Origin of the sequence: Anaerotruncus sp. DFI.9.16 (assembly GCF_024461615.1) — a bacterium.
Taxonomy (GTDB): Bacteria; Bacillota; Clostridia; order Oscillospirales; family Ruminococcaceae; genus Anaerotruncus; species Anaerotruncus massiliensis.
Genome location: NZ_JANFZX010000037.1, coordinates 1 through 22,769 on the forward strand (window position 1 = coordinate 1; position 22,769 = coordinate 22,769).

The following is a 22,769-nucleotide window of genomic DNA, read 5'->3' on the forward strand; positions in this document are numbered from 1 at the left end:
ACCAACGACACGAGGATTTTCAGTCCTCTGCTCTACCAACTGAGCTACAAAGGCATATTTGGCAAAGCGGAAAGGGAGAAAAATGGCGACCCGGATGGGGCTCGAACCCACGACCTCTAGCGTGACAGGCTAGCGTTCTAACCAACTGAACTACCGGGCCACAACTGGTGGGAACTACAGGGCTCGAACCTGTGACCCTCTGCTTGTAAGGCAGATGCTCTCCCAGCTGAGCTAAGCTCCCACATTTGCCTTTGGTGACTGAACGTCCAACAAGCGACGTAAATTATTATACACTGCTTGTCCCAAAATGTCAACCGCTTTTTACAAAAAAGCGCTCCCGCATAATCCCGTCCGCCCTGCAAAAACTATCGGCAGGAGGTGAGCGCCATGCTCGAAAAAAACCGGCTGATCCATCCCGAACGGAAACGGTCCCGGACCCGGCACGACCATTTCGCACAGGTCGACCCGAACGCGGAAATCACCAGCGCGTTCATCAACCAGGCGGTATCCCAGGCGGAGGGCGCTCCCGAGCCGCCCGCGCCGGAGAACCCGAACCGGAACTAAACGAAACGGACGCGGCGTCTGCCGCGCCCGTTTTTTATCAGGGTGAACTTCGGCTCAGTCGAACGCCAGGTAGGGGGAAATCTGCTCGAGCGTCTTCTCGCCGATGCCGCTGATCTCCAGAAGCTGTTCGGGGGAGTCGAGCGTACCGTAGTCGCGGATGTAGGCGCGGATCGCCCCGGCCTTTTCCGGCCCGATGCCGGGGAGCTGCGTCAGCTCCTCCTCGGTGGCCCGGTTGATGTGGACGACCACCCCCTCCAGCTCGGGGTAGGGGTTTAAAACGGGCGCGGGGGAAAAGGTGATGCTGGCGGGGACCCGGGGCGGCGCGGTGGCGACGTTATAGCAGATGAGCGCGGCCGCGAGAAGTCCCGCGGCGGCCCAGATGAGGCCCGTGCCCGACCGCTGTTTCATGCCGCCGCCCCCTTTCGCTCCCATGGGGAAATGATACCATCCCGCCGCAGGGAAAGCAAGCCTCCCGCCGCAAAATACGCGGCGGGAGGCTTGTGTTCAGAAAACGACGGGGTTCAGACGATGTACAGCAGGACCATCAGGTAGTGACAGACGCTGCCGGCGATGACGAAGAGGTGGAAAATCTCATGGAACCCGAACCGTTCGGAGAGGTTGGGGCGCTTGACCATGTAGATGACGCCGCCCACGGTATAGGCGAGCCCGCCCGCCACGAGCAGCACGATCCCCGGCAGGGGCAGCGCGCCCACCGCGGGCAGGTCGACGGCGATCGCCCAGCCCATCAGGATGTAGAGGGTGGTGCTCAGCCAGCGGGGCGCGCCCAGCCAGAACATCTTCATCAGGATGCCCGCGGCGGCGATCGCCCACATGGCGGCGGTGAAGACGAGGTTGTTCGGGCGGGGGAGCAGGGTGAGCAGCAGCGGCGTGTAGGTCCCGGCGATGAGCACGTAGATCATCGCATGGTCGAGCTTGCGCAGCGCGGTCTGGATTTTGGCCGCGGCGTTGGTGAAATGGTAGATGCTGCTCGCGCAGTAGAGCGCGATGAGCGACAGGCAGAAGAGAATGCAGGAGACGGCGGTGACCGCCGTGACCCCCGGCGTCACCGCGAGATGCACCCCCATCACGACCAGGCCGATCACGGACAGCCACGCCCCGATGAAATGGGTGTAGCTGCTGATGGGGTCGCGCGCTTTCAGGAAGATCCGCGGCATAGTGGCACCTCACAACAATATAATGTAGTTTTAAAAACCATATAATACTATTATAATATCACATATTGAAGAAAAAGCAACTGCATCTTGAAAAAGTTCACAAAATCATGTAGAATTGGGGACAGGGAATTCCTGCCGGGAGGGAAGACGATGAAAACCTTTGATGAAATCCTGTCCGCCGCCTTTGCGGACGCCGATCTCTCCGCCGCCGACGTGCCGCGCATCGACCTCTATATGGACCAGATCCTGACGCTGGTGGACGAGGGCCTCGCGGGCAACAAGCGGTCGGCGGAGGATAAGCTGCTGACCAAGACGATGGTCAACAACTATTCTAAGGAGCATCTTATTATGCCCGTCAAGGGCAAAAAATATTCCCGCGAGCAGGTGATGCAGCTGCTCTGCATCCTCACCCTCAAGCAGCAGCTCGCGCTCTCCGACATCAAAAGGCTGGTGGCGGGGGAGGGGGCGCCGGGCGGCTTCGAGCGGGCCTACGGGGATGCGCTCGCGCTCAAAAACCGCCTGCGCCCGAAGCTCGAGGCGCTGCTGCGGGAGGAGCTTTCGGACGCGTCGGTCCTGGAGAGCCGGGAGCGGGCGCTTGCGCTCGCCCTCGCGCTGGCGGGAGCGGCGACCGAGCTGCGGCGGGTGTGTGAGGGCGTCGTGGAAAACGCCCCGGAGGGATAGCGTCCGACGGGCGGCGGGGGCAAAGCCCCGCCGCCTTTTGGCGCGGCCGCGTCCTTGCCGCCGAATCCGCTGAAAAGGCAGATTTTCCGGCGGTCCCGCTTGTAATTGGGCGGGAACTTTATTATAATATAGAGTATTGTAATTTGCCGAAAGAGGCTATTGGAGGAACAGACATGCCGAAACAACTGGAAAAGGTTTACGACCCCAAGCAGGTTGAGGATAAAACCTACCGCTTCTGGGAGGAGGGCCGGTATTTCCACGCCGAGCCCAACCCCGAAAAGAAGCCCTACACCATCGTCATCCCCCCGCCGAACATCACCGGCAAGCTGCATATGGGACATGCCCTCGACGAGACGCTCCAGGACATCCTGATCCGCTGGCGGAGAATGCAGGGCTACGAGACGCTCTGGCTGCCCGGCACCGACCACGCGTCGATCGCCACCGAGGCGAAGATCGTCGAGGCGATGCGGCAGGAGGGCGTCACCAAGGAGGACCTCGGACGCGAGGGCTTTTTGAAGCGCGCGTGGGCGTGGAAAAAGGAGTACGGCGGCCACATCATAGACCAGCTCAAGAAGCTCGGCTCCTCCTGCGACTGGGAGCGGGAGCGCTTCACCCTCGACGAGGGGTGCAGCAGGGCGGTCCGCGAGGTGTTCGTCAACCTCTACGAGAAGGGGCTCATCTACCGCGGTGAGCGGATCATCAACTGGTGCCCCCACTGCAAGTCGACCATCTCGGACATCGAGGTGGAGTACGACGAGAAGGACGGCTTCTTCTGGCACATTAACTACCCGATCGTCGGCACGGACGAGGTGCTCGAGATCGCGACCACCCGCCCCGAGACGCTGCTCGGCGATACCGCCGTCGCGGTGCACCCGGACGACGAGCGCTACAAGCACCTCGTGGGCAAAAAGGTGCTCCTGCCGATCGTGGGCAAGGAGATCCCGATCATCGCGGACGAATACGTCGAGATGGACTTCGGCACCGGCGTGGTAAAGATCACCCCGGCGCACGACCCCAACGACTTCGAGGTCGGCCTGCGCCACGACCTGCCCGTCGTAAACGTCATGAACGACGACGCCACCATCAACGAACACGGCGGCAAATACGAGGGCATGACCCGCGAGGAGTGCCGCAAGGCGATCGTCGCGGACCTCGAGGCGGGCGGCTACCTCAAATCGGTCGAGCCCTACAAGCACAACGTCGGCGGCTGCTACCGCTGCGGCAGCGCGATCGAGCCGCGCGTCTCCAAGCAGTGGTTCGTCAGGATGGAGCCGCTCGCCAAGCCCGCCATCGAGGCGGTGCGCAGGGGCGACACCAAATTCGTGCCCGAGCGGTTCGACAAGATCTACTTCAACTGGCTGGAAAACATCAAGGACTGGTGCATCTCCCGCCAGCTCTGGTGGGGCCACCGGATCCCCGCCTGGTACTGCCCCGACTGCGGGGAAATGGTCGTCTCCAAGGAGGACCCGGACGCCTGCCCGAAGTGCGGCGGAAAGCGCCTGGTACAGGACCCCGACACTCTCGACACCTGGTTCTCCTCCGCGCTGTGGCCCTTTTCCACCCTCGGCTGGCCGGACGAGACCCCCGAGCTCAAATACTTCTACCCGACCAACACCCTCGTCACCGGCTACGACATCATCTTCTTCTGGGTGGCGCGGATGATCTTCTCGGGGCTGGAGCATATGGGGGAGGTGCCCTTCGACACGGTGCTCATCCACGGCCTTGTGCGCGACGCGCAGGGCCGCAAGATGAGTAAATCCCTCGGCAACGGCATCGACCCGCTGGAAGTCATCGACAAATACGGCGCGGACGCGCTGCGCTTCACCCTCGCCACCGGGAACGCCCCCGGCAACGACATGCGCTTCTCGGATGAGAAGGTGAACGCCTCCCGCAACTTCGCCAACAAGGTGTGGAACGCGAGCCGGTTCGTGCTTATGAACCTCTCCGACGGGCTGACGGACGTTTCGCTGCCCGGGACGCTCGCCGTCGAGGACAGGTGGATCCTCTCGAAATATAACGCGCTCGTGCGCGAGGTCACCGAAAACCTCGAGAAGTTCGAGCTGGGCCTCGCGGTGCAGAAGCTCTACGACTTCATCTGGGACGTGCTCTGCGACTGGTATATCGAGCTCTGCAAATCCCGCCTGCAGGCGGGCGGGGAGGCCTCCCTCGCGGCGCAGCGGGTGCTCGTGTACGTCCTGGGGGGTACCCTCAAGCTGCTGCACCCCTTCATGCCCTTCATCACCGAGGAGATCTGGCAGGCGCTGCCCCACGAGGGGGAGAGCGTCATGGTCTCCGACTGGCCGGTCTACGACGAGGCGCTCAACTTCGCCGCCGACGAGCGCGACTTTGAAAAGGTCATGCAGGCCATCCGCGCCATCCGCGTGCGCCGCGGCGAAATGAACGTGCCCCCCTCCAAGAAGACCCACCTCTACATCGCCACCGGTGAGGCGGAGGTCTTCCGGCAGGGAATCCCCTTCTTCCAGCGGCTGGCCTTCGCCTCCGACGTGGAGATCGGGGAGCGGTTCGCGCCCGAGGGCGCGGTGCAGGTCGTCACCGAGGCGGCGCGCATCTTCATCCCGATGGACGAGCTCGTCGACCGCGAGAAGGAGCTCGCGCGCCTGGGCAGGGAGAAGGCCGCCTGCGAAAAGGACCTCGCGGCCCTCTCGGGCAAGCTGCTGAACCCCGGGTTCGTCGAAAAGGCCCCGGCCAACGTCGTCGAGGCGGAGCGTCAGCGGCTCCAGAAGGTGCGGGAGCGCCTTGCGAAGATCGAGGAGAGCCTTTCCGCGTTCTCCTGAAAGACCGCGGAAAACAGAGACCTTTTACAGCAGGCCGGCCGCGCCGTGCCGCCGGGGACGACGACCGCGAGGCGGCGTCCTCGGAACGGGGCGGGCCCGGCCTGCTTTTTTTGGAGGGACAGGATGACTTATCAGGAGGCGTTAAGCCATATCCATTCGTTCGGGCGGTTCAGCGCCAAACCGACGCTCGGCCGCATGGAGGCGCTCATGGGGCTGCTGGGCGATCCGCAGGAGCGGCTGAGGATCGTGCATGTGGCGGGCACCAACGGGAAGGGTTCGACCTGCGCGATGATCGCGTCGATGCTGGAGGCGGCCGGGTACCGGACGGGGCTCTACACCTCGCCCTTTGTGCTCGATTTCCGGGAGCGCATCCAGATCGACCGGGAGATGATCTCCCGCTCGGAGCTGACGGAGAGCGTGGAGCGGGTTTCCCCGCTGGCCGCGCGGGTGGACGACCTCAACGAGTTTGAATTCGTCACCGCCGTCGCCTACGACTATTTCGCGCGGAAAAACTGCGACGTCGTCGTGGCGGAGGTGGGGCTGGGAGGCACGTTCGACGCGACCAATGTGGTGAGAAGGCCGCTCATCAGCGTCATCACCCAAATCGGCCTCGATCACACGGCGGTGCTGGGCGGGACGGTCGCGGAGATCGCGCGCGCCAAGGCGGGCATTATCAAGGCGGGGGTCCCCGTCGTGACCTGCGCCGCCCAGGACGTCGACGCGCTCGCGGTGATCTACGAGGAGGCGTGCGCCAGGGGCGCGCCCGTCATCCAGCCGAGCCCCCACCCCGAGTGGATGAAGCTGGGGCTCGAGGGGACCGAGCTCGGGTACCGCGGGTGCGGGCTGCACGTCCCGCTGGCGGGGCGGCATCAGGTGGACAACGCGATGACCGCCTTCACGGTGGCGGTCGAGCTGGGCCGGACGCCGGAGTTCGGGAAGCTCCTGCTGGGGGACGCGATCCCGCGCGGGATCGCATCGGCGCGGATCCCCGCGCGGTTCGAGATCGTCGGACGGGATCCGCTTGTCATCCTGGACGGCGCGCACAACCCGCAGGCGGCCCGCGCCCTCGCGGACGCGCTCTCCCTCGCCGGGGACCGTCCGGTCACCGGCGTGATGGGCATCCTCGCGGACAAGGACGGGGGCGGCGCGCTTTCCGCGCTCGCCCCGCGCTTCAGGCGGCTCATCTGCGTGACCCCGAAGAGCCCCCGCGCGCTCGACGCGCACCTGCTCGCCGAGCGCGCCGACGCGCTCGGGCTGCGGGCCTCCGCCGCCCACAGCGCCGGAGAGGCGGTTGAGCTGGCGCGGGCGGTGGCCGCCTCGGAGGGCGGCGTTGTGGCCGTCTGCGGGTCGCTCTATCTGGCGTCGGAGGTGCGCGCCCTCTTTTTCCCCGGGGCGAAATTGGAATAGGGACATGCTTCGACAGCATTTTCACGGAAAAAGCTCTATCCTTTGGATAGGGCTTTTTTTGCTGCGCGAAAGCGGGGAGAAATGCCTTCCCAGGAAAGGACGTAGAAGATTATGGCTGTTCAAATCGATCTGGCGGACGAGCTGTTGACCGCGCGGATTATCGGCGACATCGACCACCACAGCGCCAAGGAGATGCGCGAGACGATCGACGACGCGGTGCTCAAGGGGCAGGTCCGCGAGCTGGAGATCGACTTTCGCGACGTGACCTTCATGGATTCGTCGGGCATCGGCCTGGTGATGGGGCGTTACAAGCTCATGCAGGAGCTGGGCGGGACGCTGCACCTGGTCAATGTGGCGAGCCATCTGAAAAAGGTGATGGTTCTCGCGGGGCTCGACCGCCTCGCGGTTCTGGACAGGGCCGAGCGCCGCCCCGTACCCGATAAGTCTGCGAAAGCCGGAGGAATGGAAGATGAAAGCAATTAATTCGATGAAGCTTCAGTTTGAGGGCCGCTCGGTCAACGAGGCGTTCTCCCGCACGGCGGTGGCGGCGTTCGTCGCGCAGCTCGACCCGACCGTGGAGGAGCTTTCCGATATCAAGACCGCCGTCAGCGAGGCGGTGACCAACTGCATCGTCCACGCCTACCGCGACCGGCTGGGGATCGTGTACATAACCGCGAATATCCTGCCCGACCACCGCGTCGTCATCAAGGTGCGCGACAAGGGCTGCGGCATCCCCGACATCAAAAAGGCGATGGAACCGATGTATACGACCGCGCCGGAGGAGGAACGCGCGGGTCTGGGCTTTGCCGTCATGCAGAGCCTCATGGACCGCGTCAAGGTGACGTCCAAGGAAGGAAAGGGGACGACGGTGGTTCTGGAGAGGGACATTCGCAGCAAGGAGGCATGAAGCCGGTGATCGAATGTGCCGAAAACAAACGGGAACAGACCATCTCCCAGAACATCGGTCTGGTACATGCCTGCGCCCATCGGTTCAAGGGGCGCGGGATCGAATATGACGACCTCTTCCAGGCGGGCTGCATGGGGCTGTGCAAGGCCGCCGACGCGTTCGACGAGACGCGCGGCGTGCGGTTTTCCACCTACGCGGTGCCCGTCATCCTCGGCGAGATGCGCCGCCTCTTCCGGGACGGTGGCGCGGTCAAGGTCTCCCGCACCCTCAAGGAGCTGTCGATGCGCATCTCCCGGGAGCGGGAGCGCCTCGCGAACGTCCTCGGCCGGGACCCGACGGTGGCCGACCTCGCGCAGTCGATGGACCTGCCGGAGGAGCAGGTGGTCGAGGCGCTCTGCGCCGCCGCGCCGCCCCTCTCCCTCACCGAGAGCGACGACGACGGCGGCGGGCAGATCGACCTGCCGGTCGCGTCGCCCGAGGACATGCTCTCCGACGTGATCTCCCTCAAGCAGGTCGTCGGCAGCCTCGAGCCGAACGACCGCAAGCTGATCGTGCTGCGGTATTTTTCCGGCATGACGCAGGTGCAGACCGCCGCGCGTCTGGGCATGACGCAGGTGCAGGTCTCCCGCCGCGAAAAAAAGATCCTGACCGCCCTGCGCCGCGAGCTCACGGGGTAGCGGGGGAGAAGGGAACGGGCGGGCATCGGATGGGCGCGATATGCGAAAAAGGGAGGGCGGATCAAATCCGCCCTCCCTTTATGTGAAGCAGCAGGTCGTCATACGCAGGCTCTTCTGAGGGCTGTCGCCACCCTTATACTGCCGCCGCTTGTTGTTGCTCACACTGCCATACTATGCGGCGCGTCGGCGGGGGGCGACTGGCGGCGCGGCGTCATGCGGCGCCGCTTTTGGGCGTTTGGGGGGAAAGCCTGCAAAAGCGGCGCCCCCGCGCGGCGGCCCCGCCCGCTTTGCGGGAGGAAATTTTGTTTGGCGACCGCGCCCGCCCGTCCGGCACGGTTTTGGGTTGACATCCGGCGGCGGGTGCGTTACAGTGGATTCATAAAATCGAGGGCGGAAAAGCCGCCTGAAGGGGGTTGAACGCATGGAGACGGGATCTTACCGCGTGTCGCGCAGCGGCATCACGCTCGAGGCGCGGGCGGCGGCGCTCGACGAGGGGCTCACCGTGACGGTGGGCGGCGGACGGTCGCACATCGGGTCGGTGGCCATCGCGCAGCCGCGCCCCAGCCTGCGCGGGGACGGGAGCGTCTCCTGCACCTGCTCGGTATGGAATCAGCCCGGCCACAAGGACGAGGCCGTCGCCCGCCCGGTCGCCGAACGTCTCTGCCGCGCGCTGAACACGGTGGTCGTCGTCACGGCGGGGGTCCACCTCCCCGGCGCGGACGCGGCACAAATCGAAGCGGTGGAGCGGCTGGCGGAGGAGCTGGCGGAAAAGCTCCTGGAGGACCAAAAGCCCGCCGTTTAAGACAGAAAAAGCCGGGGAACCCCGCTGGGGTCCCCCGTTCCCGGGCCGCCGCAGGGCGTCAGAGCCCGAACTCCTTTGCGTACCGCACGACTCCCTCCATCCGGACGGGCTCGTCCGAAAGGGGGAGGGCCATGAAGTTTTCAGACGGCGCGTCGAACGGCGGGCGGATGCCGAACCGTTCGGCGGGAAGGTAACCGAATTTCGGATAGTATCTTTCGCTTCCGAGGACGACGGAGAAGGGATAGCGCAGTTCCCGCGCCGCACGGTGCCCCTCCGCGATCAGCGCGGAGCCGACGCCCCTTCGCTGGTACGCGGGGAGCACGGACAGCGGGGCGAGCGCCAGCGCGGTCCGCCCGCCGATCCGGATTTCCGTGAAGAGAATGTGCCCGGCGAGAATTCCGTCCGTCTCCGCGACGAGCGACAGCCCGGGCACGAAGGCGCCGCTCTTCCGCAGGGCGGCCACCAGCTCGTGCTCCCGCCCGTCGCTGTGCTCGGCGGCCGCAAACGCGGCCTTGACGAGCTCATACACCGCCTCATAGTCCGCGGGAGTCTCTTTTCGGATAATCATGGCTTCCTCCAAACCGCCCGCGGCTTTCCACGGGCCTTTCACTGATTCTTGGCGGTTTGCGGGGCCGAATTGCACCGCGCGCGAAAAAAGGATCCCGTTTTCGCGGAAAGAAACCGGGAATCCCGCGGCCGGCGCCGCGGTCACCGGGAAGGGGGTTCGGGCCGGCCCTCGTTTTTCTGTCCGTACAAAAACCGCGCGAGGAAAACGGCCGCCGTGACGGCTGTCAGCGTGCTGCTTGCCGCCGAGGTGAGCCACACGCCGTCCACGCCCAGCAGGGGGACGAGGACGGCGAGCGCGAGCAGCGGGAAGAAGAGCGCGCGGCCGATGGAGATGCCGAGGGAGGTCCCCGGCCGGTTGACGGCGGTAAAGAAGGCGCTGAGCCCCACGCCGATCCAGCCGGTCAGGTAGGTGAAGGAGAAGAGCTCCATGGCCCGCAGGCTCATTTCCAGCAGGGCCGGGTCGTTCTCCCGGATAAACAGGGAGATGATCCCCTGCCCGCCGAGGCGCATCCCTGCCAGCGTGATCCCGGAGAGCAGCGCGCCCGCGAGCAGCACCCGCTTTTCAAAGGCGAACATGCGGCCGCGCAGCTTCGCACCGTAGCAGTAGCTGATCGCCGGCTGCATCGAGTCGGTCATGCCATAGAGGAGGGAGGCCATGATGCTGTCCACGTAGAGGACGATGGAAAACGCGGCCACCGCCATCGAGCCCGCCAGATGAAGCAGGATGCTGTTCAGGATGATCATCAGGATGGAGCCCGCGATGTTGGAAAAGAACTCGGAGGAACCGTTGAACAGAATGTTGGTGATCTGACGGAGGCGGATTTTCCCGCGTACGAAGCGCAGCTGGAGCTTTTTCCGGAGAAACGGCCAGTAGCCGAGGAGGGTGCCCAGCGAGAGCCCGATGCAGGAGGCCAGCGCGGCGGAGCCGATGCCGAGCCGCAGCACGCCAAGGAACAGGTAGTCCAGCAGAATATTGAGCAGGGAAGTCATGATGTTGAGCGCCATGCTGTAGTGGGTGCGGCCGCAGATGCGAAGGTAGTTATCGACCGCGAAGAACACCATGATGAAGGGCGCGAAGACGGCGTACACCTTGATATATTCCACCGAGAGCGCGGTGACCTCCGCGTCCGCCCCCATCAGGCGCACAAGCGGTTCCGCGCCGAAATAGCCGATCACTCCCACGACCGCGGATATCCCGACGATCAGCAGGGAACAGACGGTAAAAATCCGGCTGGCCTCCAGCTCCTTTTTTTCGCCCAGGTGGATGGCGATCTGTACCGACGAACCGACGGCGACCATATCGGCGAGGGAGAAGCTGATGCTGAGCACCGGCATGACGAGGTTGATTGCCGCGAGGGCGTCCGACCCGATGAAACGGCCCACAAAGACGCCGTCGGCGATCGTATAGAGGGCGGCGACGGCCATGCTGACCATGCTGGGGAGGGCGCACCGAAAGAACAGGCGCGTGGGGGAGAGCGTCTCGAAGATCTGATTTTGCTGTTCCATATCAAAAATCCTTCTTATATTCCTCGGTAAAGGTGCCGAGGATCGAGCAGAAGGCCCGGATCTCATCCGCGGTAAACCGCCGCTCGACCGCCTGCGCGGCGCGTTCAAAGGGGCTGTCGTAGCTTTTGAGGGACTCGGCCACCTGATTTGTCACACGCAGGTAGACGACCCGCCGGTCCGTCTCGCTGCGCGACTTCTCAACCAGCCCCATTTTGACGAGCTCGTTGACCTTGAGAGTGGCGGCCGGCGCGGAGATGCGGAGCGTCTTTGCCAGCCTGCCCACCGTGCAGCCTCCGTCCGCTTCCTGGAAGGAGATGACGTCCAGGTACATGATGCTGTTGTAGGAGAGTTCCCCGCCGCCCGTCCGGCTGAGCTGCCGCAGGTCGCAGACCGTGGTGCCGTAGTAGTATTGGTTTAGGGTGTCCCGCAGGTCCATGCCGATCCTCCTGAATATTTAAGCTAATTTATATAATTTCACTTAACTATATCACGGATTTCATCCGGAGTCAAGTGCCGGGGGAAAAAGAAGCGGGGCTCAGGCAAAAGCCTGGGCCCCTCTGAAAGCGTTTTCCGGATTTATTCCCACTCGCTCCTGTTCGGTGTGTTCTAAACAGTTTTGCTTATGAAATTTAGCTCAGAGTATTTACATTGTTTTCATTATCCAGATAGTTTGGGCTATCTGATTTTTTGTTGCCATGCTGTTGCCACGAAATTATAACAGTTAATAATCTACAGCCAAAATTCTGCGCACTTATCAAGCGCCACTTTGCGTTCCTTCCAATCAGGCATCAGCATAGCAAGAAAGCCGTAAAACTGCTTGGAATGGTTTGGGTGAATAAAGTGACAAAATTCATGCATTACCACATACTCGATACAGCTTCGGGGCGCTTCCAGCAACCGTTTATTTAATGTGATGATTCCTTTTTTCGATAGGCAGGAACCCCATCGCGTATCCATATCACGAATGCGCAGTGTCGGCTGGACTACACCGTATTTCTGGAACAGCGGATAAATTTCTGCCATAATCTCGCCAAACTGATCTTTGCATTGTTGATCTAAAAATCGTGTCACAATGCGCTCTTTGCGTTTTGCGTCCGTAGAATCTTTTGCCTGAAGAAAAATATACACACCATCTGAATGGATTGCATCTTTGGAACCTTCAAAAACCTTCAGCCGCAGCCCTCGACCTAAAATACAAAATGTCTCTCCGCTGGTGTATTGTTTTGGCTGTGGACGATATCGAGACAATTCCTGAAATCGTTGTAAAGCCGATAGAATATAGGCTCCCTTGCTGACCACAAATTCGTCCACTTTACCAACTGGAACATCATCATTTGCCGATACATAAACGCTGCCGTCTTTTCTTATTCGAAGATTCAAGTTCTTGACTGGCTTTTGCTCCAAATGATAGATGATCTCTTTTCCATCGGACACAACTTTGCGGAGAATTGAAATTGATGTCATCCTCAAAACCTCCGCAGCGCAACGGTTTTTACATTCTCAATGATCTTGTCGATAACATCAAAGGAGAGCTTCAGTCCGCGCGTTTTCTCGTACTCATAAAATAGGTCGTCAATATCCTGCGAGATGCGATCATGAATGGTCTTGTTGTTTGTCCAGTCCACCTGACTATGCTTTGCGATGATTTTTGTAATTTCCTCGGCTATTTCTGCGGCAAAATCCGGGGCAACATCTGCAGATTTATCATCATCGAGGATGGCGGAAAGCACACCGTAAAATGCCTGCGCATGAACATTGTTCTTAATGGATTCCGGGTAGCTTATAGAACTTCGTCCGGCGTGGTAATCTTCCATAATGGTACGCATCTTAGCCAGATACTCAGCCTCTGTAATCACTTGTTCTTTATACTGATCCAATGCATCCTTTATTCTCTTGGAGAAGCTGTCATAGTAGGCGGGATTTTCATCATACTTCTCGCTGATACTCTTTGTCATGCGGCTTGCGATTGCATCGGCTTTCGCGCGAAGTGACCCAAGCTCGTCCAGTTCCTTTTCAAAATCATCTTTATTTAGAATGTTGATTGGGCTTGTGATCTGGCGGACACCGGCTACAGATAAGTGGGTATCTAAAAGATTTTGCATCAGTGGTTCGTACTCGCTGTTGTCTATGGCATCGCAATAACGGATCTTTACGCTGCGTCGCACCTTTGCAAAAAAGATAAACGTACTTTGATATTTTTTCCGTTCGTCCTTTGGAACAGCGGCATAGGCTTGCTCAGAATTCAACACCAGGTTGAGAGCTTTTCCGAAGACACACAGGAGATTATAGAAGTCTTCACGGATTTTGTCATCCGCAAGAAAAACCTCCACTTCTTCTGCGTCCGCCTTATTCCGAACCGGTGCAAACAATTCAATCAGTCGGGTATACGAATCGCGCAAGTTTCCGACGGAGGACATAACATCCACAACCACGCCCTTCAAGTCTCCGCTGTCGAAATTCTCAAGTCCTGCGCCGCTGTACATATCCATCGCGGTATCCAGCTTTTCAATCAGCCCCCGATAATCCACAATCAGACCGTAGTCCTTGCCTTCGTGAAGCCGGTTGGTGCGGGCGATGGCCTGCAAAAGGCCATGCTCTTTCAGTTCCTTGTCAATGTATAGCACCTGGCAAATGGGTGCGTCAAAGCCGGTGAGGAGCTTGCTGCAAACGATGAGTATATCGATTTCACCGTCGCAGAACTTGTTTTTCATTGCCTCTTCATAACGGTCTGCATCGCCGTACTGCCGCATCATTTTATTCCAGTATGCCACGACCTTATCGTCAGTGCCCTCATCCATGTCATCAACACTCTCGCGCATATCCGGCGGTGAGATAACCACAGCACACGTCAGGTCATCAAACTGCTCAAAGCATTCAAGATAGCGAACCGCATCTCTTTTATAGTTCGTGGCAAGCATAGCTTTGAATCCGGTATTTTTATAGCCCTCAATGAAATGAGTGTTAATGTCAAGGGCAATACGCTTAATCCGTGCATCGGTGGATGTCAGGCGGCGGATACTGCTCCATTTCTTTGCCAGGTCTTCCTTCTGCGCATCTGTCAGCCGCTTAGTGGTATGCTCAAACCAAAGGTCGATGTTTTCCTCGTCAACATACTGATCCACAAAGCGCCCTTCGTAGATTAGCGGTACAATAGCGCCATCATCCACGCCGTCTTTAATCGTGTACTTATGGATCAGCTTGCCAAACTTGGACATGGTGTTCTTTTCTTTCTTCATCAGAGGCGTTCCGGTAAAGCCAATATAGCAAGCGTTCGGGAATACGCTGCGCATCTTTGTTGCCATCAGGCCGTAATTTGAACGGTGACTCTCGTCCACCAGAATAAAGACGTCTCTGGACTCATTTTTTGTTGCCATACGCTCAGCGGTATTGAACTTGTTAATGATACTTGTGATCACATCCGCTTTACCGCTGTTTACAAGTTCAACAAGATGCCGTCCACTGGTTGCACGGGCAGGGTTCAACCGTGTGTGTGCAAAGGTAGCTGCAATTTGCCCGTCCAGCTCTTTACGGTCAGTTACAATTACAACTCTGGGATGGCAGTCTGTTAGCTCCATGAGGATATACTTTGCCAGCATGACCATGGTCAGGCTCTTGCCGCTACCTTGTGTATGCCAGATAACACCGCTTTGGCGATTACCGCGCTCGTCGATTTCGCCGATGGTCTTGACAATTTCCTTAATTGCAAAATACTGCTGATAGCGGCAGATTTTTTTGACATTGGCGTCGTAGAGAATGAAATACCGCATAAGCTCCATGACACGTTTTCTGCTAAACAATGAAATTATATTTTTATCTTGTTCAGTGGGCACACGGTCATCAAGCAGCCGCACAAGCTGGTGACTCATGAATGCTTCGTTTTGCTCTTTCCAGACATTCCAAAACTTTTTCGGTGTTCCGGCTGTGGCGTATTTCACAGCATTCTTGTTGGTAGCCATAACAATCTGAGCGTATTTAAAGAGCTGAGGGATATAGTCCGCCTGCTGATTGCGCACAGTCTGTTCCACCGCTTGATCGACGGAAACCTGCGGTGCTTTGCATTCGATCACAGCAAAGGGAATACCATTGATAAACAGCACAATATCAGGGCGAGCATTATGCTGCTTGTCCTGACTTTCAACGGCATATTCCTCCGTCACATGGTAGAGGTTGTTTTCGGGGTGCTCCCAGTCAATGTACTTGAGGTTAAAGCTGAGCATTTTCCCATCGCCCACGGTTTCGGGATAACTTTTACCCAGCAGTAGCGCATCGTAAATTTTCTCGCTGGTGCGAACGAATCCATCCGTCAGAGGCTCGTCCAGATCCTCCATAGCGCGCTCAATATTAGCGGCAGAAAACTCGTTTTCTGCACCGGCGTAAGTGTAGCGGTTCAGTCGGCGCAGCTGGCCGCGCAGAATATCTCGGAGCAGCACATGGTAACCGCTGCCGCGCTGCATGGCGCAGTCCTCCGGAGATATGTAGGTATAGCCCATGGCACGCAGCAAATCAATGGCCGGCTGCTGGCTGGCGTTCTTTTCAAGATAGAGGTCAGGGTTCATTATTGAGCCTCCTTCGTGTGATATCTATAAAACCAAGAATAGCGGGGCGGTGTAAACCGCCTCGCCTCCTGCGTTTTAGCCTTGCTTCTCTTTGGTGACGCCCTTGAACTGTCCTCCGGTCGTTTTTACATCCATAAACTTTCCGGTTTTGGTATCACGCTTTGTGTATAGCCCTGTTTTAGGGTTCAAACTCTGCGTTCTGCCTTTGACCGCACCATTTCTGTGACCGTCGCCGCTTGGGGGATTTGTTGCCATTGTGTCTCACCTCTTTTCTGTAAAATATAGCGGATTTCCATTGGAATCATAAAACCAGTTGTCCTTTTGCCATCCGATCCAGCTATTATCCTTATAAGAATACCAGTAGCCGTCTTTGACGTATGCATATACCACGCCATCCATTGTGTAATAATCTTTTGCATTAGGGGTATAGCAGACTGGGTTACCTGACTTTTGATCGTAAAAATATATAGTCATACCTTAACCCTCACAATGCCTGTAAGCAGGAGCTGCATCAGGGCTTTTTTCTTTTGCTTTTCGGCGTCAATGGATTTTTGAAGAAGGGAAATCTCGCGGTCTGATGTTGAGAGAATTTCGGCAATAGCAGTTTGTTCGTTCAGCGCAGGTAATAAAACCTCATACTTAAGAAAATCTTCGGGTTTTACTGCCATTCGTTCATACACTGTTCCTTCTTCGTACTTCCTAACTGCATTAATAAAATCCCAGCGCATTAAGTAGTTGGATAGAAAGTCGATGTTCACAGTTTCGGTTGCTTCAAATGTAACATAGATTGGGGAAAAAATAGCGTCTCCGTATGTGTTAACGCATATTACACCAAACTTTAAGTTGGCAGGATTGTAGCAAATATCTCCGAAATGCGTAATTTTGTATTCTTTATCTCCCGACTTCACAAGATGATCCCTATCATATCGTTCACTTTTAGAATATATGCCTGTAGTAGAAAGCGTAACATGAGGAAATTCTGCTCCCTTTTGTGCATATGTTTTTCGCTCTTTCAACAACTTTTTCAGCTTAACTTTCTTCCACTCTCCACAGAACCCCGGCAGACGCTTTTTGCCGGTCAGAAGCTGCTGGCACAGATACTTTTCCTGCCGTTGCTTTTCGGCAAGGAGCTTTTCTTTCAGCTCGATTACCTTGTCCTGCGTGGTAAGGATTGCGGCAATTTTTTGCTGCTCATCGAGTGGTGGCATCGCTAAAGAACGCTTCATCCAGTCTTGTGTTTTGAATAAGAGCTTTTCAATATGGACTCCATCGCTCATAAGGTAAAACAATCGCTTATAATGAGGAAGCTGCATCATAAGATTAAACATGTCCACATCTGTGCCTTGTTCTGGAACAAAAACGTTGTACTCGTTGGAAACCACCGCACAGTCCAACTTTTCTGGAACGATACCACATGCTCCATGTGCAATTTGTCTCTTAGAGATCAAAAAATCTCCTTGTCTAACTTCAAAATAGTTCTTGACCAGCACATCTTTTCCGCAATACTGGCCTCTGGAATCTACCCCTCCAAAAGCCCTACGAACCGTCACTAGTTGATAGCTTAGTTCGTCCCGCAACAAAACAGGTCGTTCTTTTAATGACAGCCACTGCATCATCTTCTGAGATTTCCAATCTTTAGGGTATACGCCATCCTTTCCGTATTTATACCCCTCTGGTACCTCACCACGTCGAATCTGTTCAATTCGTTTCTTTATCTGCTTGTCCATTTTCGCTCGTCCTCTTTTCCCTTACATAGCGGAGTACAATCACAAGTATCATAGCCGCCACAATGACTCCTGTTAAAGTCCACCATACCCAGTGCGGTACACCTATCACAAATCTATACAACCATATACCGCCTCGTAATAAATAGGCTATGGCTACATAAATAACTAATCGAATAATCCAGTGGAGAATGGAACCCGCCGATTTTCCGCTTATCAAACCCAAGTTATATGCATCACCAACAAGGCTAAATGCAACGCGAAACGCAATTTCGCCGACGACCAGCATTATGAGGTAGTTATATAACACGTTATTCATGACAGCGACATCGCCTGTCAGAATATCAAACAGCGGCTTTAAGACTATGCTCATGTGTTACCCCGCATTTCTTTTTTCCTTCAGGATGCTTTCCGCCACCGCACCATGTGTCGGTTGCCAACCATATCTCATAAAAATATAACCATTCAATTGCCCACGGAATAATTGTATCAGCGATTAGCATACTGGAAGTAAATTCATATCGAAGATGTAAGCATAGATCAACTTGCTTTTTTTCATAGTCAGTATGAAATTTATGAGGAAAATTAGGTCTATCAAGTCCTTGTATATTCTCCCCACATAGTCTTACAACAGGCCGCTTTCTCAACTTGTAGTCAATTACCACGTGATATATGCGCGAAACTGCTGTCGGCTTTACGTATCCGCTCCAGTGCAACGCACCATTTTTGATGGTAACATCCGATTCTGGAAATCTTTGTTTTATAGTTACCAGTTGGTCAATCAGTCGGTATGTTTTTACTTTTTGATATTTCTTTCTATTCACCCCAAAACGTATGCTCCTTTACTGGATAGCCAATATGTTTAGCCGATGCAGAGAGCCCCCCAGTGAGACCGTTGACTGTAAGTTCTCCCCGTTCTCTCGCCACACGAGTTTTGTCACCCACCGCATTAAATGCACGCTGAACTGGTCTCTCTCCAAGATATTTCTTGTATTCTTCTGCAATGCCATCCATTCCAAAGCACGCAAGCGGATTATCAATTAGTTCTCTTCTCGCTCTGCCAAGCCAACTTATAAATGCAGTCCGCTTATTTGGCTCTGCATTCCATTTGTCAGCAAAATTTTCTTCCGGCATAGCGGGATTTTCTACCCAATAAACACCATCTCGACATTCGATGTATTTGGGCATTCGTTCCAAAATATTGCAAAGTGCTTCATATACGTTCGTTTCACCGTTATAAGCCCATGCTGCAAGAGTTGTGATAATAATTGATATGGGTGCATCATCCGAAACGTTTTGAAAGCAGATATCTCTATGACGTTTCAGCAACTGAATTGCCTTTTGAAGAGGGGTGCGCATTTTGTGTGTTGGAACTTTATCAATTTCAGTCTTGTTCTGTGCAGCAAAGGCGCGCTTTTCGATCAAAAGGATATCTTTCATGCGGTTATCAAACCACTTGTGGTATGCGTAAGGATTGCTGTACCGAGGCACATATGTTCCATCGCCGATTTTGTGTGTCAGCTTAATCGCTGTGATATTGGGTTCGATAAAATAACCATTTAAGGGAACGCATGGCAAAATATCCATATGGAATTCATCATATTGCATCGTCCAGCAACGCTTACCTTCTTTTTCAAGTTTCTGGAGGTATGTAGCATTTTCTTTTAGCCGATCACCAACCAGATTTTTGATATCTTTTAAGGAAAGATACTGACCGTTTTTAAGCAAGCATACAAGGTCCATGTCATAATCGTCTCGATCATCAATAGGCTTAATGACCGTTCCCAAATTCATGGAACCCTGTGGCATTATTTTTACATCATAGTCCAACCCATCACCAATCCACTTGCCAACAGCAGTATAGCTGCTAACAGCTTTGTCTTGCATTGTCGATGTGATATTTATCTCATCTGCAATTCTACTAAGAAGCATACCCAGAATTTTTTCTTGATCTGTCATTTTAACCTCCTATTGTTAGCGCCTTAAAAAAGCCATCTGCTTGATTTGCTTGTTCATAAATAACAACTGGCAGATCCGCCTTAGGCATATAGTCCATTCCGGCGCGTACTGCCAAAGAATTCGGCATAACAGGAAAAATATGAATACATTCTGGCGCAGGACGCAAATTTTTTAGAGTTTCCATTGCGACACGGAACACTTTTACAAACTCTTCCTGAATAATTTCTCCGGATACAAAAGTCCTTGATGGTTCATCTAACGTTATATGGTAGATTGTAGCATTGTCTCCAAGCACAGATGTAATTCTATCATCACATACAGGAGCGCTGAGATCAATTACCAAAGCCAGCACATTTGGTTTTCCTTCCTTTGTATTCAAGAATTGAAATTCAACTGATGCTATCGCTTTAGGCCAAGCCCATTTATGTCCACTTCTATGGCACTGGAATGCAACCGCATTGTATTGATCGTTAATAAGCGTACCAAGCTTAAATAATAATGGCTGCGGAGCAAGTGCGAAAATACCGATACTATCTTTACTTTTTATCACAGCATCAAACCAATTTTTAAAATTCCGCTCCAATTCTTGAGATTTCTGTTGAAAAACAGGTTCACTCGCCGTATAGCTCGTACAAGAATCAGCACTTAGATTGATTATTGGCTCTTGCATGGGAACACGCCCCGAAAGCAGGACAGCTTCACGAAGAAGTCTTTCTGAACTAAACTCTGCCTGATTATCAATATTTGAGAAATATGTAATGATTCTGCAGCTCTGCTCACTTGGAATTCCTGTGACTTCACGGATTCTTGCTTCGTGAGCTATCTTTTTCTTGATTAATAACCCTTCCTTAAAATCTTCAGGGTGTATATCTATCATGTGATGATGTTCTTCGCATAGCAACATTAAATTGTCAATATTATTCTTTTCGTCGATGGTCATGCCATATTTGTGACGAGGGCCACCTTCACTGACAGCATGAATATGCGCCATTTCTCCAAAATTTCCATCGTAACCGAAAACAAGATCCTGGTACAATAATCTATTGCATAGCTCACATCTTCCACCCGAGACAGCCCATAACTTCATTCGCACTTTTTCATCGATTGCTGTCCGACCTATTTCTGAATTCATTTTTGCCATCACAATCCCAATTCGTTTAAGTATTTCTTCATCTGTGCCTGCACCTCGGCTAATTCAGCCTCAATGCTGGCAATATTCTGCTTCACCTCGTCAATATCCACCAGTTCTTCTTCCTCAAAGGTATCCACGTAGCGGGGAATATTCAAGTTGAAGTCGTTTTCCTTGATTTCGTCAAAGGATGCAACATATGCATACTTATCAACGCTCTGGCGTGCATCGTAGGTGCTGACAATTTTGGCGATGTCCTCATTACGTAGGATATTCTGGTTTTTGCCTTTTTCATAGTTTCCATCGCCGGAAGCATCGATGAAAATCACATCCCGGCGGGCGCGGTTTTTCTTAAATACCAGAATGCAGGCAGGAATACCGGTACCGTAGAACAGGTTCGCCGGCAGTCCGATGACAGCATCAAGCAGATTGAGTTCTACAATCTGTTTGCGGATTTTTCCCTCGCTGGCACCACGGAAGAGCACGCCGTGGGGCAGCACGATTGCCATGCGTCCGTTCTCAGCATCCAGACTTGCCAGCATATGAAGTACAAACGCATAGTCGCCCTTGGAAGATGGCGGCACTCCCCAGTCAAAACGCTTCCACGTGTCAAGGGAAGCTGTCATTTTCTCCTGCTTTTTCCCCTTGGCATCCACCGGTGCGTTGGAGAGAAACCCGCTGTCCCATTTATCCAGACTGAACGGAGGATTCGCGACAACACACTGGAACTTCATGAGCTTGTCATCTTCAATATTCTGCGGGTTCGCCAGCGTATCGCCCTGCCAGATGCGGGCATCGTCAACACCGTGGAGGAACATATTCATGGTACAGAGCGCCCAAGTCTGAGCATTCAATTCCTGACCGTAGATGGCCACCTTACCGCTGGGTACCTTTTTATAGGCTTTGAGCAGAAGACCGCCACTTCCGCAGGTGGGGTCATATATGCGATCATTCTCCCTCGGCTTTACAAGGGATGCCACCAGCTCGGAAACCTGGCTTGGGGTAAAAAACTCACCACCCTTTTTGCCTGCATCTGAGGCAAAGTTTGCGATCATATATTCATAGGCGTCGCCGATGATATCGGCAGAGCCGAGTTGACCGGGACGAAGGTCAATGCCACTGAAATCCTCCAGTAGATTACGCAAAGTCGCGTTCTTTTCCTTTACGTCACCGAAGTCCACCTGAGAGTTAAAGTCGATGGCACGGAACACATTTCGAAGCTTGCCACTGTTGTGCTCCTCAATATGGGAAAGCGCAACATTAATTTTTTGACCAATCTCGGAATCGTTTCGATTTTCATACAGATAGTCAAATGTGGAATCTTCGTCCAGGGTAAAGCGCTCGCGGCTCATAGCCCGTGCTACACGGCGTTCATCGCCATCGTACTGCTTGATGTATTCTTCGTGCTTCTCCTTGGAAACATCGCTTAAATATTTTACGAAAAGCATGGATAGGATATAGTCTTTATAGCGGGAGCTGTCAATTTTTCCCCGGAAACTGTCGCAGGCGCTCCAGAGAACGCGCTCAATATCACTTTTAGTCGTCATGGCCAATACCTCTTCTCATCTGTTTTTGTATCTCATTAATCATATTGGAATAGTACTTTTCTTTTTCCAACGCCAGCTCATTTAGGAGTTGACATTCTCGATGTGCCAACAGGTTCAACTCCGCAATCTTTTTCTGGTTTTGTATTGATAGAAGGCTCACCTCAAAATCAGCAAAATACCGTGGTTTAACAGCGCCAAGCATGTTGCTCGAAGTGTTTTCATATATCTGACGTTTTATCTTAGGCGTATTCAAGAGCCAGTATAGATACTCCGGCAAAATCAGGCTTGTATCCGCACGAATCACAACCAAGTTCGATGAAATGACCATTCCCGATGTTGTGTCATCAATCAACACAGCAGTGTATGGTGCGGTAAGCCGGATTACAACATCCCCTGTATGCGTCAGATACTCAGAACCCAGCGGCTCTGTCGCGTCATATAAATCGACATTCTCAGTTTCAATATATCCAACTTGATTAATCGATCGTAAATTGATAAGTTGGTATCGATATTTCGTAGGCGTTTTTGAAAGCTTCCGTGATAATACCAGACCGCTCCGAACAGAAGCAATATCTCCGAGTTTCAGCCTCACCATCTCCTTTGTCATGAGGAAAAAATAACTTTAACATTGCAAAAAATTCATTTTTGGATTCAACTATATTATATGCAAACCCACCGCAAAAGTCAAGAATATTTTTTGTCATGTTCAATAAATAACTTTTATGAAAAATACCGCCCGCAGGATTTCTCCCACGGACGGCAGTCCTGCCAAT

At 54.5% G+C, this 22,769-nt stretch carries 24 protein-coding genes and 2 tRNA genes; 8 read left to right on the forward strand and 18 right to left on the reverse strand.

The window, feature by feature from the left end:
• Positions 1-83: 83 nt before the first annotated feature.
• A tRNA-Asp gene (locus NE609_RS12275) sits at positions 84-160 on the reverse strand.
• A 5-nt stretch (positions 161-165) separates the two neighbouring features.
• Positions 166-241 (reverse strand) — tRNA-Val (locus NE609_RS12280).
• Positions 242-387: 146 nt separating this feature from the next.
• Here NE609_RS12280 and NE609_RS12285 point away from each other — a divergent pair.
• Positions 388-564, forward strand: a complete 177-nt coding sequence (locus tag NE609_RS12285; RefSeq protein WP_158595683.1) for a hypothetical protein — start codon at positions 388-390, stop codon at positions 562-564.
• Between the two features lie 54 nt (positions 565-618).
• Here NE609_RS12285 and NE609_RS12290 read toward each other — a convergent pair whose 3' ends face one another.
• Positions 619-972 carry a helix-hairpin-helix domain-containing protein gene (locus NE609_RS12290; protein WP_256152663.1) on the reverse strand — a complete coding sequence of 118 codons (354 nt, stop codon included), beginning with the start codon at positions 970-972 and terminating at the stop codon, positions 619-621.
• A 113-nt stretch (positions 973-1,085) separates the two neighbouring features.
• Entirely contained in the window at positions 1,086-1,739 is a 654-nt protein-coding gene (locus NE609_RS12295) for a hemolysin III family protein (protein WP_121587334.1), read from the reverse strand.
• Positions 1,740-1,889: 150 nt separating this feature from the next.
• Here NE609_RS12295 and NE609_RS12300 point away from each other — a divergent pair, with 150 nt between their 5' ends.
• The 7 genes from NE609_RS12300 to NE609_RS12330 all read left to right on the forward strand — a co-directional run bounded on the left by NE609_RS12300 (position 1,890) and on the right by NE609_RS12330 (position 9,008).
• Entirely contained in the window at positions 1,890-2,420 is a 531-nt protein-coding gene (locus tag NE609_RS12300; protein WP_256152664.1) for a DUF1836 domain-containing protein, read from the forward strand.
• A gap of 173 nt (positions 2,421-2,593) precedes the next feature.
• The gene (locus NE609_RS12305) at positions 2,594-5,215 is read left to right on the forward strand and encodes a valine--tRNA ligase (RefSeq protein WP_256152665.1); all 2,622 of its coding nucleotides are present in this window, start codon (positions 2,594-2,596) and stop codon (positions 5,213-5,215) included.
• A 123-nt stretch (positions 5,216-5,338) separates the two neighbouring features.
• The gene (locus NE609_RS12310) at positions 5,339-6,622 is read left to right on the forward strand and encodes a folylpolyglutamate synthase/dihydrofolate synthase family protein (RefSeq protein ID WP_256152666.1); all 1,284 of its coding nucleotides are present in this window, start codon (positions 5,339-5,341) and stop codon (positions 6,620-6,622) included.
• Between the two features lie 111 nt (positions 6,623-6,733).
• Positions 6,734-7,105 (forward strand): anti-sigma factor antagonist, encoded by a 372-nt coding sequence (locus NE609_RS12315; RefSeq protein WP_101549571.1) that lies wholly within the window; start codon positions 6,734-6,736, stop codon positions 7,103-7,105.
• On the forward strand, positions 7,092-7,529 hold the full coding sequence (spoIIAB, locus tag NE609_RS12320; RefSeq protein WP_101549573.1) for an anti-sigma F factor: 438 nt from the start codon (positions 7,092-7,094) through the stop codon (positions 7,527-7,529). The genes NE609_RS12315 and spoIIAB overlap by 14 nt, the downstream gene beginning before the upstream one ends.
• Positions 7,526-8,206, forward strand: a complete 681-nt coding sequence (locus NE609_RS12325; RefSeq protein ID WP_101549575.1) for a sigma-70 family RNA polymerase sigma factor — start codon at positions 7,526-7,528, stop codon at positions 8,204-8,206. Before spoIIAB ends, NE609_RS12325 begins: the two co-directional genes overlap by 4 nt.
• Positions 8,207-8,627: 421 nt before the next feature.
• Entirely contained in the window at positions 8,628-9,008 is a 381-nt protein-coding gene (locus NE609_RS12330; protein WP_256152667.1) for a hypothetical protein, read from the forward strand.
• Between the two features lie 58 nt (positions 9,009-9,066).
• Here the strand turns inward: NE609_RS12330 and NE609_RS12335 are convergent, their stop codons facing one another.
• From NE609_RS12335 to NE609_RS12395, 14 genes are all read right to left on the reverse strand, one after another.
• Positions 9,067-9,576, reverse strand: coding sequence for a GNAT family N-acetyltransferase (locus tag NE609_RS12335; RefSeq protein WP_101553179.1), 510 nt, complete (start codon positions 9,574-9,576; stop codon positions 9,067-9,069).
• A gap of 140 nt (positions 9,577-9,716) precedes the next feature.
• Positions 9,717-11,081, reverse strand: a complete 1,365-nt coding sequence (locus NE609_RS12340; protein ID WP_256152668.1) for an MATE family efflux transporter — start codon at positions 11,079-11,081, stop codon at positions 9,717-9,719.
• A gap of 1 nt (position 11,082) precedes the next feature.
• Positions 11,083-11,517, reverse strand: a complete 435-nt coding sequence (locus NE609_RS12345; protein WP_256152669.1) for a MarR family winged helix-turn-helix transcriptional regulator — start codon at positions 11,515-11,517, stop codon at positions 11,083-11,085.
• 293 nt (positions 11,518-11,810) lie between these two features.
• The gene (locus NE609_RS12350; protein WP_256152670.1) at positions 11,811-12,545 is read right to left on the reverse strand and encodes a M48 family metallopeptidase; all 735 of its coding nucleotides are present in this window, start codon (positions 12,543-12,545) and stop codon (positions 11,811-11,813) included.
• A gap of 2 nt (positions 12,546-12,547) precedes the next feature.
• Positions 12,548-15,637 (reverse strand): type I restriction endonuclease subunit R, encoded by a 3,090-nt coding sequence (locus NE609_RS12355; RefSeq protein WP_256152671.1) that lies wholly within the window; start codon positions 15,635-15,637, stop codon positions 12,548-12,550.
• A gap of 75 nt (positions 15,638-15,712) precedes the next feature.
• A complete protein-coding gene (locus NE609_RS12360) occupies positions 15,713-15,892 on the reverse strand; it encodes a hypothetical protein (RefSeq protein ID WP_256152672.1) in 180 nt (59 codons plus the stop codon).
• A gap of 6 nt (positions 15,893-15,898) precedes the next feature.
• Positions 15,899-16,111: a 4-fold beta flower protein gene (locus NE609_RS17845; RefSeq protein WP_370867166.1), complete on the reverse strand. Its 213-nt coding sequence runs from the start codon at positions 16,109-16,111 to the stop codon at positions 15,899-15,901.
• Complete coding sequence (locus tag NE609_RS12365) at positions 16,108-17,364, reverse strand: restriction endonuclease subunit S (protein WP_256152673.1); 1,257 nt, start codon at positions 17,362-17,364, stop codon at positions 16,108-16,110. Before NE609_RS12365 ends, NE609_RS17845 begins: the two co-directional genes overlap by 4 nt.
• Positions 17,336-17,734: a hypothetical protein gene (locus tag NE609_RS12370; RefSeq protein WP_256152674.1), complete on the reverse strand. Its 399-nt coding sequence runs from the start codon at positions 17,732-17,734 to the stop codon at positions 17,336-17,338. The genes NE609_RS12365 and NE609_RS12370 overlap by 29 nt, the downstream gene beginning before the upstream one ends.
• Positions 17,706-18,185 carry a hypothetical protein gene (locus NE609_RS12375; protein ID WP_256152675.1) on the reverse strand — a complete coding sequence of 160 codons (480 nt, stop codon included), beginning with the start codon at positions 18,183-18,185 and terminating at the stop codon, positions 17,706-17,708. Before NE609_RS12375 ends, NE609_RS12370 begins: the two co-directional genes overlap by 29 nt.
• Entirely contained in the window at positions 18,178-19,320 is a 1,143-nt protein-coding gene (locus NE609_RS12380) for a nucleotidyltransferase (protein ID WP_256152676.1), read from the reverse strand. Before NE609_RS12380 ends, NE609_RS12375 begins: the two co-directional genes overlap by 8 nt.
• A gap of 1 nt (position 19,321) precedes the next feature.
• Positions 19,322-20,461, reverse strand: coding sequence for an HNH endonuclease (locus NE609_RS12385; RefSeq protein ID WP_256152677.1), 1,140 nt, complete (start codon positions 20,459-20,461; stop codon positions 19,322-19,324).
• Positions 20,461-21,996, reverse strand: a complete 1,536-nt coding sequence (locus NE609_RS12390; protein ID WP_256152678.1) for a type I restriction-modification system subunit M — start codon at positions 21,994-21,996, stop codon at positions 20,461-20,463. Before NE609_RS12390 ends, NE609_RS12385 begins: the two co-directional genes overlap by 1 nt.
• On the reverse strand, positions 21,986-22,588 hold the full coding sequence (locus NE609_RS12395; RefSeq protein WP_256152679.1) for a restriction endonuclease subunit S: 603 nt from the start codon (positions 22,586-22,588) through the stop codon (positions 21,986-21,988). The genes NE609_RS12390 and NE609_RS12395 overlap by 11 nt, the downstream gene beginning before the upstream one ends.
• Between the last annotated feature and the right edge of the window lie 181 nt (positions 22,589-22,769).